The sequence below is a fragment of the Jiangella alkaliphila genome (genome assembly GCF_900105925.1).
In the GTDB taxonomy this organism is placed as follows: Bacteria; Actinomycetota; Actinomycetes; order Jiangellales; family Jiangellaceae; genus Jiangella; species Jiangella alkaliphila.
In genome coordinates this window covers 7,168,374-7,186,073 of sequence record NZ_LT629791.1, presented here as the reverse complement: position 1 = coordinate 7,186,073, position 17,700 = coordinate 7,168,374, and the positions used below count along the sequence as shown (strand labels likewise).

Here is a 17,700-nt window from a genome sequence, read left to right as displayed (position 1 = left end):
CAAGCTGCCCAGGGGCGCCGGCGGGTAGCGTGCCGAGGCACCGACACAACGACGTGAAAGGCGGTGTGCGCACGCATGGTGGCACCAGAGGCGGTCGACGGAACGCGCGAACCCGGCATCTCCTTCGGCAGCTGGGCATTCTCGTTCGGACCGTTCTCCGGCCGTCCGTGGTCGTTCGAGGACGTGTGCCGATTCACCGCCGACGCCGGCTACGACGCCATCGAGATCAACGGATTCCGGCCGCATCCGCACGACGAGGACCTCGACTCCGACGCCGCATGTGCGGACCTGCGCCGGTTCGTCGACGACCTCGGGCTGGGCATCTCGGCGTACGCGCCGGACTTCACGACGGTGCCGCCGGCAGAGGCGCCGCTGGAGTCGTACCTGCGCCGGCTCGACTCCGTGCTCGCGTTCTGCCGGCGCATGGGCATCACGGCCGTCCGCACCGACACGGTGACCGGGCCGGACGCCGTCCCTCCCGATCAGGCGGAGGCCCGGTTCGGCCAGCTGGTCACCGCGTTCGCGGCCGGAGCGCGGCGCTGCGCGGACGCCGGCGTCACGCTGCTCTGGGAGTTCGAGCCCGGGTTCTGGCTGAACCGGCCCAGCCAGGTCGTCCGGCTGCTGACCGAGGTCGGCGAGCCGAACTTCCGCGTCCTCTTCGACACCGCGCACGCCTACACCGGCGCGGTCGCCGGCGCCCGGCACGGCGCCGCCCCAGAGCTGCTCGACGGCGGTGAGGTGGAGTACGCGCGCCGGCTGGCGCCATGGCTGGGACACCTGCACCTCATCGACAGCGACGGATCGCTGCACGACGACGACACCAGCAACCACCTGCCGTTCGGCACCGGCGGCGTCGACTTCGCCGGGGTGCTCGACGCGCTCGGGCCGGCCGTGGCCGGGCTGCCGTGGTGGACGGTCGACTTCTGCTTCTGCCCGACGACCGAGGCCGACGCCGGGCCGGCGGTGCCGTACGTGCGCAGCCTGCTCGACGCGGTCCGGTCCGGGCAGGCGGACGAAGTGGCGAGGCCATGACGTCCGCCGACGTCGTCCGGCCGGCGCCCGCACCGGCGGCGGGCCCGTCGCGTCCACGTCGAGGCCGGTCGGCCCGCGGCCGCGAGGCACTGGCCGGGTACCTGTTCCTCGCGCCGAACGCGGCCGGCTTCCTGCTCATGGGCCTGGTCCCGATCGGGATGGCGCTCTACCTGACCTTCACTGACTGGAGCCTGGGTGGCGACCCGGAGTTCGTCGGCGTCGACAACTACGAGCGCGCGCTGGACGACCCGCTGTTCTGGAAGGCGATGCGCAACACGCTCTACTTCTCGATCGGCGCCGTGCCGGTGGCCGTGGTGATCGCGTTCTTCCTCGCGCTGCTGCTGAACCAGGCGGTGCGCGGGCTGGCGATCTTCCGCACCGCCGTGTTCCTGCCGTTCGTGACGCTCACCGTCGCCATCGCCGTGGTCTGGACCTGGATCTACAACCCCGACGTCGGCATCATGAACTACCTGCTCGGCCTGGTCGGCGTCGACGGGCCCAACTGGCTGGCCGACCCGTCGTGGGCGATGCCGGCGCTCATCATCATGAGCAACTGGCGGGGGATCGGCTACCCGATGCTGATCTTCCTGGCGGCACTGCAGGCGATCCCGCGCGACTACTTCGACGCGGCCCGGGTCGACGGCGCCGGTTGGTTCCAGCGCATCCGGTACATCGTGATCCCGATGGTCTCGCCGGCGACGTTCTTCATCTTCGTGACGTCGTTCATCGGCACGCTGCAGGCGTTCGACCAGTTCTACATCATGACCGAGGGCGGCCCGGCGTTCAGCACGACGACGATCGTCTATTACATCTACCAGAACGCCTTCGTCTTCTCCCGGATGGGCTACGCCGCCGCCCTGGCGTTCTTCCTCTTCCTGGTGATCTTCGCCATCACGGCCGTTCAGTGGCGGCTCAGCAAGCGGTGGGTCTACGGGGAGGCACGACGATGACCGCGACCACCCAGGCCGCTGTGGCGGCCCCGCGGCGGCGCCGGCGCGGCCCGTCGGGACACACGATCGCGGTGTACGTGGCCTGCACGCTGGTCTCGCTGGTGTTCGTCGCACCGTTCGCCTGGATGGTGCTGTCGTCGCTGAAGAGCACCGGCGAGATCTACGAGTTCCCGCCGTCGATCCTGCCCCAGGAGTGGCGCTGGTCGAACTACAGCGAGGCCTGGAACGCGCTGCCGTTCGACCGGTTCTTCCTCAACAGCCTCATCGTCTCCGGCGTCTCCACCGCCGGCGCCGTGCTGACGTCGTCGATGGCGGGCTACGCGTTCGCCCGGCTCAGGTTCCCGGGCCGGGACAAGATCTTCCTCGGCTACCTGGCGACGATGATGATCCCGTTCCCGGTGCTGATGGTGCCGCTCTACATCATCATGCGGTCGCTGTCGCTCGTGGACAGCCTGGCCTCACTGATCCTGCCGGCCATGTTCACGGCCTGGGGCACCTTCCTCATGCGGCAGTTCATCATCGGACTGCCGACCGAGCTCGAGGAGGCCGCCCGCGTCGACGGCGCCGGCTTCGGGCGCATCTACTGGCAGATCGTCCTGCCGCTCATCACGCCGGTCATCGCGACGCTCGGGATCTTCACGTTCCTGTGGACGTGGAACGAGTTCCTGTGGCCGCTGATCATGATCAACACGATGGAGAACAAGACGCTCCCGGTCGGGTTGCTGGCCTTCCAGACGCTGAACCCGGGACGCACGCCATGGCACCTGATCATGGCCGCGTCGACGCTGAGTGTCCTCCCGCTGCTGCTGATGTTCATCGTCGGGCAGCGCTACTACGTCCGTGGCATCGCAATGACAGGAGTGAAGGGATGAACCGCGAGCAGAGATACGCGAGGACGCGGTCGGGCCTGCTGGTCCCCCGTCCGACGCGCCGTGGCTTCCTGGGCGGGGCGCTGGGCGCGCTCGCCGTCGCCGGACTGCCGTCGCTGGCCGGCTGTGGCTCCAGTGGCGGCTCCGGCGACCGGACCTCGCTGACCGACTGGCAGGCGTCGTCGTGGGAGAGCGCCGAGGAGATGGAGAAGTGGCTGCGCTTCACCGGCGAGTACTTCGACGCCGAGCAGCCCGACGTCGACTGGAACATCGACTACGGCATCCCGTTCAACGACTACTTCCCGACCCTGCAGACCACGATCGCCGGCGGCGGCACGCTCGACATGTGCTGGATGCACGGGCGCTTCGTGCCGCAGTTCGCCGCCGCCGGCCTGATCGAGCCGCTCGACGACCTGATCGACTCCGCGACGCCGGACGGCTGGCCGGACGAGTACTTCGCCAGCCAGATCGAGGGGTTCCAGTTCGACGGCCAGCAGTACGGCATGCCCTACGACATCGTCGCCGGCGGCATGTACGTCAACGTCGACTGGTTCGATCGGGCCGGTGTCGACCTGCCGACGGCCGACTGGACGCTCGACGACCTGCTCGAGGCGGCCATCACCCTGAAGGAGGCCGCGCCCGACCCCGACAACTCGTGGGCCATGACGCTGCCCGTCCACACCGTGCAGATGTACTGGCTGGTCCGCTCGTTCGGCGGTGACTTCTTCACCGACAACGGCAGCACCAGCCATCTCGCCGACGACGGCACGATCGCGGCCGTCCAGTACCTCGTCGACGCCATGCACAAGTACCGGGTGATGCCCACGCCGGGCGACCTCAACACCGTCGACGCGGGCGGGGCGGGCGACTTCGCGCTGTTCGGCTCCGAGCGGATCGCGATCCTCACCCAGATCAACGACTCCGCGTTCGTCATCGACGACTTCGTGCAGGGCAAGTTCGCCTGGACGGTGGCGCCCACCCCGCGCGGGCCGGAGGGCCGGTTCCAGCAAGTCGGCGGGTCGGCGTTCGCGTTGCCGTCGACCACCCGGTCGGCGGAGGTCAGCTTCGACGTGATGAAGCACCTGATGGCGAACCCGGACACGCTGCCGGAGATCTCCCGCATGGGGTCGCTGGTGCCGGCGCGGATCGGCTTCGGCGAGAACGCGTACCCGGCCGAGGACGTCGTCCCGCGGGAGGCGTTCGACGCGGCCTTCTTCGGCCCGGTCGAGCAGGACGGCGTCGTGCTCACCTTCCACGAGCGCTACGCGGAGTGGGAGGCGTCGGTGTACTCGGTCAAGATCGACGAGCTGTGGACCGGCAGCCGCGACGACGTCCCCGAGGTCATGCGGGAGATAGACGAGATGACCCAGGACCTGATCGGCTCCTGACGATTGCGAAGGAGGACGGGGTGACCGCCGACACGCCGCTGTACCGCCTGCTGGCCGCCGCGACCGAGTTGGTCTGGCTGACGACGTTGTGGCTGCTGGCCTGCCTGCCGGTGGTCACGGCGCCGGCGGCCACCACGGCGCTGTTCCGCCTGGCCCGCACCCGCTCGGAGGCCCGGGCCGGCGCCCGCGAGTTCGTCGCGGCGATGCGTTCGGGCTTTCGGCGCTCGACGGTGACCGGCGGCGGCTGGCTGGTCGCCGGTGCGGTCCTGGCCGGCGACCTGTGGGCGATCGCGGCGCTGCCTGACGCGATGCGCGTCGGCGCCGGTGCGGTGCTGATCTCCGTGCTCGTGGTCTACCTCGCCGCGACGCCGTACCTGTTCACAGCGCTCGCGGAGCCGGACCTGCCCGGGGCGCGGGTGGTCCGGCTCGCGGTGCTGGCCGCCCTCGGGACGCCGGGAACGGCCGTGCGGTGCCTGGTCGTCCTGGCCGCCGGCGCGACCGCGGTGGTGGTCGTGTGGCCGCTGGTGTTCGTCGTGCCCGCCGTCTGCGCGATGGTGCTGGCCCGGCTGTGCCACGCGCCGGCCACCGCCGCGACGACCCTGGTGGCCCGATGACCCGTCCGAACATCGTCTTCGTCCTGACCGACGACCACGCGGCGCACGCGCTGAGCTGCTACGGCAGCGCCGTGACGACGACGCCGCAGCTGGACCGGCTGGCGGCCGGTGGCCTGCGGTTCACCAACGCGTTCTGCACCAACGCGCTGTGCACGCCGAGCCGCGCGTCGATCCTCACCGGCGCCTACAGCCACCGCAACGGCGTCTACACGCTCGACGACAACCTCGACAACCGGCAGACGACGTTCCCGCGGCTGCTCCAGCAGGCCGGCTACCAGACCGCGATCGTCGGCAAGTGGCACCTCGGCCACGGCGAACGGCACGACCCGGCCGGCTTCGACTACTGGAACGTGCTGCCCGACCAGGGCGAGTACGTCGACCCCGAGCTGATCGAGCTGGGCACCCGCACCCGGCGGACGGGCTACGTCACCGACCTGGTCACCGATATCGCGCTGGACTGGCTGGACCGCCGCGACCCGGACCGGCCGTTCCTGCTGATGCTGCACCACAAGGCGCCGCACAGCCCGTGGGTCCCGGCCGACCGGCATCGCGACCTGTTCGCCGACCGGCCGGTCCCGGTGCCCTCGACCTACGACGACGACCACGCCGGCCGGGCCGAGGCCGCGCGCGTCGCGAAGATCCGCGTTGACACCCACCTCAGCGCCGAGGAGCTCAAGGCGCCGGTGCCCGCGGGCCTCACCTGGCCGGAGGAGCGGCTGTGGAAGTACCAGCGGTTCATCGCCGACTACCTGCGCTGCGTCGCGGCGGTCGACGAGTGCGTCGGCCGCGTCCTCGACCGGCTCGACGACGCCGGCCTGGCTGACGACACGATCGTCGTGTACACGTCCGACCAGGGGTTCTTCCTCGGCGACCACGGCTGGTTCGACAAGCGGTTCATGTACGAGGAGTCGCTGCGGATGCCGCTGCTGGTCCGTTACCCGCGGGCGCTGCCGGCGGGCGAGACGCGCGACGCGATGGTGCTGAACGTCGACTTCGCGCCGACCTTGCTCGACTACGCGGGCGTGGTGCGGCCGCCGGGGCTGCAGGGACGCAGCATCCGCCCGGTCTGCGAGCGGGGTGACGTCGACGGCTGGCGCGACGCGTTCTACTACCGCTACTGGGAGCACCTCTCGGCCATCTCGGTGTGCGCGCACTACGGCGTGCGGACCGGCCGGTACAAGCTGATCCACTACTACGGGGAAGGGCTCGGCACGACCGGCTCGAGCGACGTCTCGATGGCGCCGGAATGGGAGCTGTTCGACCTCCAGGAGGACCCGCTGGAGCTGGCCAACGTCTACGCCGACCCGCGCTACGACGACGTGCGCACCGACCTGACCCGGCTGCTGTACGAGCTGAAGGCCGAGGTGGGCGACGACCGATGAACCCGCTCCCGGACGACTACGCCGAACGCGTCTACGCCGGCGTGCTCGGCAAGATCATCGGCGTCTACCTGGGCCGGCCGGTCGAGGGGTGGACGCACGAGCGCATCCAGCGCGAGCTGGGCGACGTCGCGTACTACGTCCACGACCGGCTCGGCGTCCCGCTGGTCGTCACCGACGACGACATCGCCGGGACGTTCACGTTCCTGCGGGCGCTGCCCGACCACGGCGACGCCGCGGACCTCACGCCGGCCCAGATCGGCCGGACCTGGCTGGACTACCTGATCGAGAACCGCACCGTGCTGTGGTGGGGCGGCCTGGGCATGTCCACCGAGCACACCGCCTACCTGCGGCTCAAGCACGGCATCGCGGCGCCGGCCAGCGGGTCGGCCGCGACCAACGGCACCGTCGTCGCCGAGCAGATCGGCGCGCAGATCTTCATCGACGGCTGGGCCATGGTCGCCGCCGGCCGGCCCGAGCTGGCCGCCGGCCTCGCCCGCCGCGCGGCCTCGGTCAGCCACGACGGCGAGGCCGTGCACGCCGCGGCGCTGCTGGCCGCGATGGAGGCGCACGCGTTCGTCGAGAGCGACATCGACGCGCTGCTGGACCGCGGGCTGTCGGTGATCCCGCCGGACAGCGCCGTCGCGACGATGATCGGCGCGATCCGGGCCTGGCACGCCGCCGAGCCGTCGTGGCGGGCCGCCCGCGAGCGGCTGGACGCCGAGTACGGCTACCACCGCTACGGCGGCAACTGCCACGTCATGCCCAACCACGGTCTGATCGTGCTGTCGCTGCTCTACGGCGGCGGCGACTTCGACCGGTCGATGCGGATCGTGAACACCTCCGGCTGGGACACCGACTGCAACTCCGGCAACCTCGGCTGCCTGCTCGGCCTGCGCGGCGGCCTGGCGGCGTTCGACGGCGCGGACTGGCGCGGGCCCGTGGCGGACCGGCTCTACCTGCCGACCGCGGATGGCGGCCGCTGCATCAGCGACGCGGTCCGCGAGACGGCCGCGATCGTCGCGTCCGGCCTGGCGCTGGCCGGGCTGCCGCCGAGCCGGCCGAAGGACGGCGCGCGGTACGGCTTCGCCTTCCCGGGGTCGGTGCAGGGCTTCGCGGTGACGGCCGGCGACGGACGGGTCGGGCACGTCGCGGGGGCGCTGGCGGTGCGGGCGGACGGCGGCGAGGTGGTCGCGACGACGGACACCTTCATCCCGCCGGAGTACCCGGTCGACGACGGCTACGGGTTCGTCGCCTCGCCGGCGCTCTATCCAGGCCAGACGGTGTGGGCGGACGTCCGCCGGCTCGGCGACGCGCCGGTCGCGGCCCGGATCGCCGTCCGGCACTACACCGTCGATGACGAGGTGGTGACGCTGCCGTCGCCATCGACCACGCTGGGCCCGGGCGGCTGGACCCGGCTGTCCTGGACGGTGCCCGACACCGGCGGCCTGCCGGTCGCGGCGGTGGGCATCGCCGTTACCGCCGGCGCCGTCCTGCTGGACCGGCTGGACTGGACCGGCGAGCCGGCCTTTACGCTGCGGCCGCTGAGCGGACCGGGCACGATGTGGCGGCGGGCCTGGGTCGACGCGCTCGACCACGTCCGGCCGGCCGGCCCGGCCCCGTTCACGCTGATCCAGAACGAGGGCACCGGCCTGCGGCTGATCGGCGCCCAGGAGTGGGCCGACTACCGCGTCACGGCGACGCTCACGCCCGGCCTGACCGCGTCGTTCGGCGTCGTCGCCAGGGTGCGCGGGCTGCGCCGCCACTACGCCGTCGTCGTGGACCGGGCCGGGCGGCTGCGGCTGGTCCGGCGTCTCTACGACGAGGCGGCGGTCCTGGCCGAGCGGCGGCTCGACTGGCCGATGGAGCGGACCCACAGCCTCGCGCTCGACGTCGCGGGATCGACGTTGACGGCGCTGATCGACGGCGTCCCCGTGCTCACGGCGGACGACGACGCGCTGCCGTCCGGCGCCGCCGGGCTGTTGTGCGAGGAGGGCCTGGTCGAGGCCGCCGACGTCGTGATCGGGCCGGTGGGATCGTGACGCGCTCGGCCTTGACCGGTCCACCAGGACGAGAAGGAGTGATCATGCAGCAGGTCGGCGTCGCGGTCATCGGGTTCGGCTGGATGGGCCGGGCACACACCCAGGCCTACGACCGGGTGCGCCACCACTACCCGGACCTCGCGGCGCCCCGCCTGGTCGCCGTCGCCGACCCGGTGCCGGGCCGGGCGGCGCAGGCCGCGGCCCGGTTCGGGTTCGAGCGGGCCACCACTGACTGGCGCGAGCTGCTGGACGACCCCGCGGTCGCGGCGGTCAGCGTCACCGCGCCCAACTTCGAGCACCGCGAGCTCGGCGCCGCGGTCGCCGCGTCCGGGCGGCACCTCTGGATCGAGAAGCCGGTCGGCGTGACGGCGGCGGACACCCGGGCGGTCGCCGCGGCGGCCCGCGCGGCCGGCGTCGTCGCCGCCGTCGGGTTCAACTACCGCAACGTCCCCGCGGTGCTGGCCGCGCGCGAGCTGGTCGCCGGCGGCCGCATCGGCACCGTGACGCACGCGTCGGTACGGCTGCTCGGCGACTACGCCGCCGACGCCGGCGGCGCGTTCACCTGGCGCTACGAGCTGGAGCGGGCCGGTCACGGGGTGATCGGCGACCTCGGCTCGCACGGCGTCGACCTGGTCCGGTTCCTGCTCGGCGAGGTCGCCGAGGTGGTGGCCGACGGCGCGGTCTTCATCCCGCGGCGGCGCCGGCCCGACGGCGTCACGACCGGCCACGCGCGGGCCGAGACCGGCCGGCTGGTGGACGTCGAGAACGAGGACTGGTCGGCGGCCGTGCTGCGGCTCGCCTCGGGCGCGCGGGTGACGCTCGAGGTGAGCCGCGTCGCCGTCGGCCACCAGAACGACTACGGCTTCCGCGTCCACGGCACCGAGGGCGCGGTCGAGTGGGACTTCCGCCGGATGGGCGAGCTGTCGGTCACCCGCGGCGACGGCGTGCAGGACCTGCCGCTGGCGACGGTCTTCGCCGGGCCCGACGCGGGCGACCTGGCGGCGTTCCAGCCGGCGCCGGCCATCGCCATGGGCTACGACGACCTCAAGGTGATCGAGGCGGCCGGTTTCCTCGGCGCGATCGCCGGTTCCGGTGCGGTGACGGCGACCCTCGACGACGCGGTGGCCGCGGCGACGGTGCTCGACGCGATCGCCGCCTCGGCCGCCGAACGGCGCTGGGTCGGCGTCGACGCCGCGGCGGTGGCGGCGCCATGACCGACCTGTGCCTCGGCGTGATCGGCGCCGGCGTCATGGGCACTGACCACGCGCTGCTGGCGGATGGCTTCGTGTCCGGCGTCCGCGTCGCCGCCGTCACCGACGTCGACCATGACCGTGCGGCCGCGCTGGCCGGGCGCCTGGACGGCGCGCGGGTGGCCGGCTCCGCGGCCGAGCTGATCGACAGCGTCGACGCGGTCGTCATCGCCTCCGCTGACCCCACCCACGCCGAGCTGACGCTGGCCGCCGTCGCCGCCGGGAAGCCGGTGCTGTGCGAGAAGCCGCTCGCGCCAACAGTTGCGGAGTGCGCGGGGATCGTCGCGGCCGAGGAGGCCGCCGGGCGGCGGCTGGTCTCGGTCGGTTTCATGCGCCGGTTCGACCCCGTGTACGTGCGGCTGCGGCAGTCGATCGAGGACGGCACCGTCGGCCGGCCCGTGCTGGTGCACTGCCGCAGCCGCGGCGTCTCGTCCGCGCCCGGCGCCACCAGCGCTTCCAGCATCACCGGCTCGGCGATCCACGAGTTCGACACCGTGCCGTGGCTGCTGTCGTCGCCGGTCGTCGAGGTGGCGTGGTGGGCGCCGGACGGTGACACCGACGGGCTGCGCGACCCGCAGCTCATGCTGCTGCGCACCGCCGACGGCGCGCTGACGACGGTCGAGGTGTTCCTCAACGCCGGGTACGGCTACGACATCCGCTGCGAGGTCGTCGGCACGGCGGGCACGGCCGAGCTGCCGCCGTCCACCGACGTCGTCGGGCGCTACCCCGCCGACTGGCGGCCGCGGTTCGCCGACGCCTACCGGCTGGAGCTGCAGGCCTGGGCCGACGCCGTCCGGCGCGACGAGCCGCCGCCGCTGGCCGACGCCCGCGACGGCCTGCGCGCGACCCAGGTGGCTGCGGCGGCGATCGCCTCGATGGAGTCCGGCGTCCCCGCGGCGGTGCCCAGGGAGGCACATGCGGCACCGACGGCGACGCGGGGCCGGAGGTCTCGCCGAGTCGTCGGTCGAGGCCGATTGCCGACTGGAGCGAAGGAGGTGTCGCCGCATGAGCCGACCGACTGATGTCACGGTGAATGTCGCCGCTATCCGGCCCCGGCTGCCGGACCCGATGGACGCGCCGGTGCTGCGCTGGGGCGTGCTGGGCACCGGCTGGATCGCGGAGCGGTTCGTGGCGGCGCTGCGACGGAACACCCGCCAGGTCGTCACGGCGGTGGCGTCGCGCGACGGCGCCCGCGGCGCGGCCTTCGCCGGCCGGCACGGCATCGCGCGCGTGCACGACGACGCCGGCGCGCTGGCCGCCGACCCGGAGGTCGACATCGTCTACGTCGCGACGCCGCACCCCGCGCATGTCGGCGGCGCGCTCGCCGCCATCGACGCCGGCACGCACGTGCTGGTCGAGAAGCCGCTCGGCCTCGACGCCGCCGAGGCGACTCGCATCGCCGAGCGCGCGGCCGCCGCCGGCGTCTACTGCGCCGAGGCGCTCTGGACCTTCTTCCTGCCCCGCTTCGACGTCGTCCGCCAGGTGCTGGAGTCGGGTGTCATCGGGCCGCTGCGCACCGTGCTCGCGGAGTACGGCGAGTACCTGCCCGACGGCCACCGCGCCATGGACCCCGCGCTGGCCGGCGGCAGCCTGCTCGACCTCGGCATCTACCCGGTGGCGCTGGCCAGCCGGCTGCTGGGCGAGCCGCGCCGGGTGCTGGCCACCGGCGACGCCAACCGGTTCGGGGTGAACGCCCAGACCGGCGCGCTCGTGCAGGACGACGCCGGCGCGCTGGCCGTGCTGTACACGGGGCTCAGCGGCTCGACGCCCACGACCGCCACCATCGCGGGGACGCGCGGGGCGATCGAGCTGCCCGGCCCGTTCTACCAGCCCGGCGACGTCATCGTACGGACCTGGGCCGACGGCGAGATCCTGCGCTACACCGAGCCGGCCGTCGCCCACGAGGCGCTGTACTGGGAGGCGGCCGCCGTCGCCCGCGACGTCGCGGCCGGGCGCACACAGTCGCGGGAGCGACCGCTGGCCGACTCGATCGCCGCGCTGCGGCTGATGGACGCCGTCCGCGAGCGGCTCGGCGTCAGCTACGTCCGAACGAACGAAGGAGTCGCATGACGACGTCCATGAGGGCCGCGGCGATCACCGGGCCGGGCCGGGTCGAGCTGGTCGAGCAGGAGGTCCCGCGAGGCGGCGGCGACGTCGTCCTGGTGCGGATCCTGGTCGCGCCGCTGTGCACCGAGTTCAAGGACCGCCGGGCGGGCGCGGTGTCGGACCACCTCGGTCACGAAGCGGCCGGCGTCGTCGTCGACCCCGGCGGCTCGGACCGCGTGCGGGCCGGCGACCGCGTCGTCGTCATGCCGCAGTACGCCTGCGGGCGCTGCCGGCTGTGCCAGCGCGGCGAGCACATCCACTGCCCTGACCAGCGGGACGTGCTGGCCGAGACCGGGTCGCGGCACGGCATCGGGACGATCGCCGAGTACGTGCTCAAGCCCGACTGGCTGCTGCTGCCGGTGCCCGACGACGTCCCGCTGACGCACGCGGCGATGGCCTGCTGCGGCTTCGGGCCGTCGTTCACCGCGCACGACCGCATCGGCACGACGGCGCTGGACACCGTGGTCGTGTCCGGGTGCGGGCCGGTCGGCCTGGGCGCGGTCGTCCAGGGCACCGCCCGCGGTGCACGTGTCGTCGCCGTCGAGGGGCATCCGTACCGGGCCGAGCTGGCCCGCAAGCTGGGCGCGTCCGACGTCCTCGACCCGGCCGCGTCCGACGTGGCGGCGCGGGTGCGCGAGCTGACCGGCGGGTGGGGCGCCGACGGCGCGGTCGAGACCAGCGGGGCGCCGGCGGCCGCGGCCGCTGTTGCGGCGGCGCTGCGGGTGGGTGGGCACCTGTCGGTGGTCGCCTGGACCGACGAGGTGCGGCTGCCGAACCTCGTCCCGCTCGGCATCGACGTGCACGGCTGCTGGCACTGGAACCACCAGCTGCAGACGGACCGGATGTGGACGACGATCCGCGCCGCGGGGCCGGCGATCGACGCGATGGTGACCCACCGGCTGCCGCTCGCCGACGTCGCCGCGGCGATGGACGTCCAGGACACCGGCGAGTGCGGCAAGGTCCTGCTGTTCCCGTTCGGCGAGGAGGCGGCCCGATGACCGTCGTGATGCTGGTCGGGGATCCCGAGTACGACTCGCACCTCACCATGCCGTCGATCGCCGACGAGTGGCGCCGCCGGCTCGGCGTCGACGTGCGCGTGCACGCGTCGAGCGTCGTCGAGGACGAGCCGGACTTCCCGCTGTCCACGTTCGGCGACCTGTCCGACCTCGCCGACGCCGCGCTGCTGGTCGTCTACACCCGGTTCCGGCGCATCCCGGACGACGAGGTGGCGGCGATCGACGGCTACCTGCGCCGCGGCGGCGCCGTCCTCGGCCTGCGCACCGCCAACCACGCGTTCCGGCTGGCGGAGGAGTCACCCTGGCACGACTGGGGCGCGGCGTTCGGCCGCGACGTGCTCGGCTCGCCCTGGATCTCGCACCACGGCCACAGCTCGCGGACGGACGTGACGGTGGCCGGCGACGCGCCGGCCGCGCTGGTCGCCGGGCTGCCGCCGTCGTTCTGGGTGCGGTCGTGGCTGTACGTGACCGACCTCGCGCCCTGGTGCCGGCCGGTCCTGCACGGCGTCCCGGTCGACCCGGAGACGCCGCCGGTGCCCGGGCCGGTGGCCTGGTACGGCGACAACGCCGGGCGGCGCACGTTCCACACGAGTCTCGGGCACCCCGACGACCTCGCGGCGGAGCCCGTGCGCGACCTGCTGGCCGCCGGCGCCCGCTGGGCGGTGGGCCTGTGACGGTCGAGCTGGCCTACGAGGAGATCGGCGCCGGCCCGCCGCTGCTGCTGGTCATGGGGCTCGGGGCGGATCGCGCGGCGTGGGCGCCGCACGTCTCGCGGTGGGCGGACCGGTTCCGCTGCATCGTCGTCGACAACCGCGGCGCCGGCCGGTCGCCCGCGCCGCCGGGGCCGTACACGACCGCGGCGATGGCCGACGACTACGCCGCACTGCTCGCCGGCCTCGACGGGATCGGCGGCGGGGTCGACGTCGTCGGCATCTCGATGGGCGGCGGGATCGCCCAGGAGCTGGCGCTGCGGCACCCGGGTCTGGTGCGGCGGCTGGTGCTGGTGGCCGCCTGGGCGCGGGCGGGCGCGTACACCCGCGACGTGCTGGCCGGCCTGGCCGCCGCCCGCCGGGGACTGACCGCCGCCGAGTACGTCACCGCCCTGCAGTGCCTGATCTGGACGCCGGGCTGGTTCGAGCGCAACGCCGCCGACCTGGCCGCGGACCGAGACGCGCCGCAGGCCGTCGAGCCGGACGCGCTGGCCGCGCAGGCGTCGGCCTGCGCCACCCACGACACGCTGGACCGGCTGGCCGCGATCGCCGCGCCGGCGCTGGTCACCGCCGGCGTCCTGGACCGGTTCGTGCCGGTGCGGCTGAGCGCGGAGCTGGCCGCCGGGCTGCCGTCCGCCCGGCTCGAGCTGTTCGAGGACACCGGCCACGTGCACCACTTCGAGGACGTCGACCGCTTCAACACGCTCGTGGAGGACTGGCTCAGATGACCGAGGGGTACACCGCCCGGCACACCCTGCGCTACGCCTGCCAGACCTATAGCTGGCAGCTCAGCATCGACCGGTACGCCGGGCGGATCGAGCACATGGTCCGGGTCGCCGCCGCGGCCGGCTTCCAGGGCCTGGAGCCCGAGCTGGTCATGCTCGGCGACTCGTGGACGGCGCCGGGGCTCGCCGAGGTGCTGCGCCGGCACGGCATCGCGCTGGCCGCACTGGTGCTGGCGCAGCCGTGGCGGACGGCCACCGAGACCGACGCCGAGCGGGCCGCCGCCGACGTCGCCGTCTCGACGGCCGCCGCGCTCGGGGCCAAGCTGGTCCTCGTGCCGCTGCCCGGCCCGGACCGTTCCGACCTGTTCGAGCGGCAGCGCGCGACCATCGCCTGCATGGACGCCGTCGCCCGGCGCGCGGCCGACGCCGGGGTGTCGTCGACGTTCCATCCGAACTCGCCGCCCGGGTCGCTGTTCCGCACGGCCGGCGACTACGCCGTCATGGCCGAGCTGCTGCCCGAGCGGATCGGCTACACCCCCGACGTCGGGCACATCGCAAAGGGCGGCATGGATCCGCTCGACGTCGTCCGGCACTGGGGCGCGCGGGTCGACCACGTGCACGTCAAGGACCTCGCCGCCGACGGCACCTGGGCGCCGACCGGCGCCGGCGTCGTCGACATCGCCGGGGTGCTGGACCAGCTACGATCCACCGGCTACGCCGGCTGGGTCACCTTCGAGGACGAGTCACCGCAGGCCGAGTCCGACCCGGACGGCGCCGTCGTCCGGAACGCCGCCTGGATCCGAGACTGGGAGGAGCGCTGATGACCTCGCTCGACCTGAGCCGCGAGCTGCCCATCGCGGTCAACACGTTCGTCTGGCACTCGCCGCTCGACGACGCCGCACTGGCCGAGACGCTGGCGAAGATCGCCGGCTGGGGCTACGACGGCGTCGAGCTGGCGCTGGAGAACATCGGCGACTGGGACGCCGGCCGGGCTCGCGAGCTGCTCGACGCCCACGGACTGCGCTCGGTGATCGGCGCGGTGTTCGGGCCGGGCCGCGAGCTGGCCTGCGCGTCGGCCGAGGTGATCGAGTCGACCCGCGAGTACGTCCGCGCTGCCGTCGACGTCGCGGTCGCGCACGGCTCGCCGCTGGTCATCGGCCCCATGTACACGTCGGTCGGGCGCACCTGGCGGATGACCGCCGACGAGCGGCGCGCGGCCGTCCGGGAGTTGCGGGAGTCCTACGCGGTGCTGGCCGACTACGCCGCCGCCCGCGGCGTCCGGCTGGCCGTCGAGCCGCTGAACCGGTACGAGACCAGCCTGGTCACCACCACCGAGCAGCTGATGGAGATCATCGACCCGCTGCCCGCCGAGGCGGTCGGCGTCAACCTGGACACGTACCACATGAACATCGAGGAGACGTCGCTCGACGCCGCGTTCCGCCTGGCCGGGGACCGGCTGCTGCACCTGCAGGTCTGCGGCAATGACCGCGGCGCGCCGCTGCTGGACCACCTCGACTGGGACGGCATCCGGGCGAGCTTGGCCGCGATCGGCTATCGCGGGTTGCTGGGGTTCGAGTCCTTCACCGCCGACAACGCCTCCATCGCCACCGCCGCCTCGATCTGGCGGCCGTTCGCTCCCAGTCAGGACGAGCTGGCGCTGACGGCGTTGGAGCAGCTGCGCGCCTGGCGGGCCGGCTGGCCGGTGAGTTCGCCGGGGGTGTGACAGTTGGCCGTCCCCCTGCTGCCCATTTTCTTAGCCGGGGACGCGCGCCTCAAGTCCGGCGCCTCTGCTGGTCGCGGTGGTCTGTGGTTGGGGGCTCTGGACTTGACCCGCGCGTCCCCGGTCTTAAGAACGGGCAGCTATCAGGGGGACGGGTGGAGCGTGGCGACGGTCCGTGATGGTGGCGGTCGTCTTCGATGTCGGGGGTCGTGTTCTGGGGGTGTCGAGGACGGTTTCTGCCATCGAGGATGACCTTGGCCATTGAGGACGACGGTGCGGGTCCTGGTCTGGCGTTACGTCGTGGTCTGCCGTTACGCGAAATGGCGGATTCGGGGCTGGTGGCGTGACGGGGGACCAGGACGTGACGGCAGACCAGGACGCCAACTCACACCCAGGAAGCCAACGGCGCAAAGCCGGGCTGGCGTGCCTCCCACTTTCCGGACTGCGGACCTCATAAGGTCCGATCCGGAAAGGAGAAGTGTTCGTGGCGAGGAAGAAGGCAACATTCACGCCTGAGTTCCGCGAAGAGGCTGCTCGACTGGTGGTCGAGAATGACCGTCGTATTGCCGATGTGGCGCGTGAGATCGGCGTGGGTGAGACCACTCTCGGCAATTGGGTGAAGAAGTACCGAGAGGACCACGTCGGCGACGAGCCGCCGCTGGGGTTGTCCGAACGTGCGGAGTTGGCCGAACTGCGACGGCGGACGCGAGACCAGGAGATGGAGCTCGCGTTCCTGAAAAAAGCTGCCGCGTACTTCGCGAAGGAGCAGCGGTGAGCGAGAAGTACGAGTTCATCGCCGCCGAGTACGCGCACAATAGCGCCGACAATGTCAACGACGCTCCGTCTCTCAAGCAGATGTTCACCTGGCTGGGTGTGTCCAGGTCCGGCTACTACGACTGGCGGGACCGGCCACCGTCGGCGACCACGCGGCGGCGTGAGGAGTTGAAGCTCAAGATCGAGGCGTTGTTCGACCACAACGACCGCACCTACGGGTACCGGCGCATCCACGCCGAGCTGCTCCGCGGCGGCGAGCAGGCCGGGCCCGAGCTGGTCCGTGACCTGATGCGTGAGCTGGGCCTGGTGCCGTGCCAGCCGCGCCCGTACAAGATCACCACTATCCAGGGCGACGACCGGCCGGCCACCCCAGACCTGGTGCGCCGCGACTTCACCGCCGACGCGCCGGGAACGAAGCTGGTCGGCGACATCACCTACATCCACACCTGGGAGGGATGGCTGTACCTGGCGACCGTGATCGACTGCTTCAACAAAGAAGTCATCGGGTACGCACTCGCCGACCACATGCGCACCGAACTCGTCACCGACGCGCTCGACATGGCCGCCAGGAATCACGATCTCGCCGACCGCTGCATCCTTCACTCAGATCGCGGGACGCAGTACACATCGACTGACTTCTCAGCGAAGATCAAGCAGCTCGGGATGCGCGCTTCGCTCGGCAGGACCGGCATTTGCTACGACAACGCTCTGGCCGAATCGTTCAATTCCATGTTGAAGGTCGAGCGCGTCTACCGCACCGTGTACCCGACACGGAAGAAAGCCCGCGAGGATGTTGCGAACTACATCGAACTCTTCTACAATCGCAGACGAATCCATTCAGGGCTCGGCTACCGGACCCCGCACGAAGTCCGCAACGAACACCTGAATGGCCAGCTCGCAGCATAAGAGACCGCAAACGAAGCGGTCCGGAAAGCTCGGGGCAGCCCAGGCGAATGGTGCGGGCTGTGCCCGGTCCTTCCCCGTCCCCCTGATAGCTGCCGAGTTCTTAGACCGCGGACCCGTGGGTCAAGTCCAAGCCCCCAACCACAGCGAAGGCCGACACAGAGGCGCGGACTTGAGGCGCGGGTGCGCGGCTAAGAGAATGGGCAGCAGGGGGACGCCCAA

The 17,700-nt window shown here is 72.4% G+C and carries 16 protein-coding genes; all 16 read left to right on the top strand.

Annotated features, from left to right (window positions below; all coding sequences use genetic code 11):
* Positions 1-75: 75 nt before the first annotated feature.
* The 16 genes from BLV05_RS33100 (at position 76) to BLV05_RS33025 (ending at position 17,481) form a co-directional block, all read left to right on the top strand.
* Positions 76-1,032 (top strand): sugar phosphate isomerase/epimerase family protein, encoded by a 957-nt coding sequence (locus BLV05_RS33100; protein ID WP_046772212.1) that lies wholly within the window; start codon positions 76-78, stop codon positions 1,030-1,032.
* Positions 1,029-1,982, top strand: coding sequence for a carbohydrate ABC transporter permease (locus BLV05_RS33095; RefSeq protein WP_046772211.1), 954 nt, complete (start codon positions 1,029-1,031; stop codon positions 1,980-1,982). Before BLV05_RS33100 ends, BLV05_RS33095 begins: the two co-directional genes overlap by 4 nt.
* Positions 1,979-2,854, top strand: coding sequence for a carbohydrate ABC transporter permease (locus BLV05_RS33090; RefSeq protein WP_046772210.1), 876 nt, complete (start codon positions 1,979-1,981; stop codon positions 2,852-2,854). The genes BLV05_RS33095 and BLV05_RS33090 overlap by 4 nt, the downstream gene beginning before the upstream one ends.
* On the top strand, positions 2,851-4,239 hold the full coding sequence (locus BLV05_RS33085; protein WP_046772209.1) for an ABC transporter substrate-binding protein: 1,389 nt from the start codon (positions 2,851-2,853) through the stop codon (positions 4,237-4,239). The genes BLV05_RS33090 and BLV05_RS33085 overlap by 4 nt, the downstream gene beginning before the upstream one ends.
* Positions 4,240-4,259: 20 nt before the next feature.
* Complete coding sequence (locus BLV05_RS33080) at positions 4,260-4,853, top strand: YesL family protein (RefSeq protein WP_046772208.1); 594 nt, start codon at positions 4,260-4,262, stop codon at positions 4,851-4,853.
* Entirely contained in the window at positions 4,850-6,235 is a 1,386-nt protein-coding gene (locus BLV05_RS33075; protein ID WP_046772252.1) for a sulfatase family protein, read from the top strand. The genes BLV05_RS33080 and BLV05_RS33075 overlap by 4 nt, the downstream gene beginning before the upstream one ends.
* Positions 6,232-8,274 (top strand): ADP-ribosylglycohydrolase family protein, encoded by a 2,043-nt coding sequence (locus tag BLV05_RS33070; RefSeq protein WP_046772207.1) that lies wholly within the window; start codon positions 6,232-6,234, stop codon positions 8,272-8,274. Before BLV05_RS33075 ends, BLV05_RS33070 begins: the two co-directional genes overlap by 4 nt.
* Positions 8,275-8,315: 41 nt before the next feature.
* A complete protein-coding gene (locus BLV05_RS33065) occupies positions 8,316-9,488 on the top strand; it encodes a Gfo/Idh/MocA family protein (RefSeq protein WP_046772251.1) in 1,173 nt (390 codons plus the stop codon).
* On the top strand, positions 9,485-10,546 hold the full coding sequence (locus BLV05_RS33060; RefSeq protein WP_063932641.1) for a Gfo/Idh/MocA family oxidoreductase: 1,062 nt from the start codon (positions 9,485-9,487) through the stop codon (positions 10,544-10,546). Before BLV05_RS33065 ends, BLV05_RS33060 begins: the two co-directional genes overlap by 4 nt.
* A complete protein-coding gene (locus BLV05_RS33055) occupies positions 10,530-11,594 on the top strand; it encodes a Gfo/Idh/MocA family protein (RefSeq protein WP_046772206.1) in 1,065 nt (354 codons plus the stop codon). The genes BLV05_RS33060 and BLV05_RS33055 overlap by 17 nt, the downstream gene beginning before the upstream one ends.
* A complete protein-coding gene (locus BLV05_RS33050; protein ID WP_197683451.1) occupies positions 11,591-12,628 on the top strand; it encodes a zinc-dependent alcohol dehydrogenase in 1,038 nt (345 codons plus the stop codon). The genes BLV05_RS33055 and BLV05_RS33050 overlap by 4 nt, the downstream gene beginning before the upstream one ends.
* Positions 12,625-13,320, top strand: a complete 696-nt coding sequence (locus BLV05_RS33045) for a ThuA domain-containing protein (RefSeq protein ID WP_046772205.1) — start codon at positions 12,625-12,627, stop codon at positions 13,318-13,320. The genes BLV05_RS33050 and BLV05_RS33045 overlap by 4 nt, the downstream gene beginning before the upstream one ends.
* On the top strand, positions 13,317-14,084 hold the full coding sequence (locus BLV05_RS33040) for an alpha/beta fold hydrolase (protein ID WP_082155757.1): 768 nt from the start codon (positions 13,317-13,319) through the stop codon (positions 14,082-14,084). The genes BLV05_RS33045 and BLV05_RS33040 overlap by 4 nt, the downstream gene beginning before the upstream one ends.
* Positions 14,081-14,902: a sugar phosphate isomerase/epimerase family protein gene (locus BLV05_RS33035; protein ID WP_046772204.1), complete on the top strand. Its 822-nt coding sequence runs from the start codon at positions 14,081-14,083 to the stop codon at positions 14,900-14,902. Before BLV05_RS33040 ends, BLV05_RS33035 begins: the two co-directional genes overlap by 4 nt.
* The gene (locus BLV05_RS33030; protein ID WP_046772203.1) at positions 14,902-15,804 is read left to right on the top strand and encodes a sugar phosphate isomerase/epimerase family protein; all 903 of its coding nucleotides are present in this window, start codon (positions 14,902-14,904) and stop codon (positions 15,802-15,804) included. Before BLV05_RS33035 ends, BLV05_RS33030 begins: the two co-directional genes overlap by 1 nt.
* 481 nt (positions 15,805-16,285) lie before the next feature.
* Positions 16,286-17,481 (top strand): IS3 family transposase gene (locus BLV05_RS33025; protein ID WP_407929292.1). Its coding sequence is split into 2 segments (ribosomal slippage): positions 16,286-16,547 and positions 16,547-17,481, totalling 1,197 coding nucleotides; the frame shifts between segments, so codons are not numbered across the junction.
* Positions 17,482-17,700: the final 219 nt, after the last annotated feature.

Coding starts and splice junctions, on each gene's coding strand:
- BLV05_RS33060 (WP_063932641.1), top strand. CDS start 9,485: ATGACCGACCTGTGCCTCGGCGTGATCGGCGCCGGCGTCATGGGCACT.
- BLV05_RS33085 (WP_046772209.1), top strand. CDS start 2,851: ATGAACCGCGAGCAGAGATACGCGAGGACGCGGTCGGGCCTGCTGGTC.
- BLV05_RS33055 (WP_046772206.1), top strand. CDS start 10,530: ATGAGCCGACCGACTGATGTCACGGTGAATGTCGCCGCTATCCGGCCC.
- BLV05_RS33095 (WP_046772211.1), top strand. CDS start 1,029: ATGACGTCCGCCGACGTCGTCCGGCCGGCGCCCGCACCGGCGGCGGGC.
- BLV05_RS33035 (WP_046772204.1), top strand. CDS start 14,081: ATGACCGAGGGGTACACCGCCCGGCACACCCTGCGCTACGCCTGCCAG.
- BLV05_RS33050 (WP_197683451.1), top strand. CDS start 11,591: ATGACGACGTCCATGAGGGCCGCGGCGATCACCGGGCCGGGCCGGGTC.
- BLV05_RS33030 (WP_046772203.1), top strand. CDS start 14,902: ATGACCTCGCTCGACCTGAGCCGCGAGCTGCCCATCGCGGTCAACACG.
- BLV05_RS33100 (WP_046772212.1), top strand. CDS start 76: ATGGTGGCACCAGAGGCGGTCGACGGAACGCGCGAACCCGGCATCTCC.
- BLV05_RS33075 (WP_046772252.1), top strand. CDS start 4,850: ATGACCCGTCCGAACATCGTCTTCGTCCTGACCGACGACCACGCGGCG.
- BLV05_RS33070 (WP_046772207.1), top strand. CDS start 6,232: ATGAACCCGCTCCCGGACGACTACGCCGAACGCGTCTACGCCGGCGTG.
- BLV05_RS33090 (WP_046772210.1), top strand. CDS start 1,979: ATGACCGCGACCACCCAGGCCGCTGTGGCGGCCCCGCGGCGGCGCCGG.
- BLV05_RS33045 (WP_046772205.1), top strand. CDS start 12,625: ATGACCGTCGTGATGCTGGTCGGGGATCCCGAGTACGACTCGCACCTC.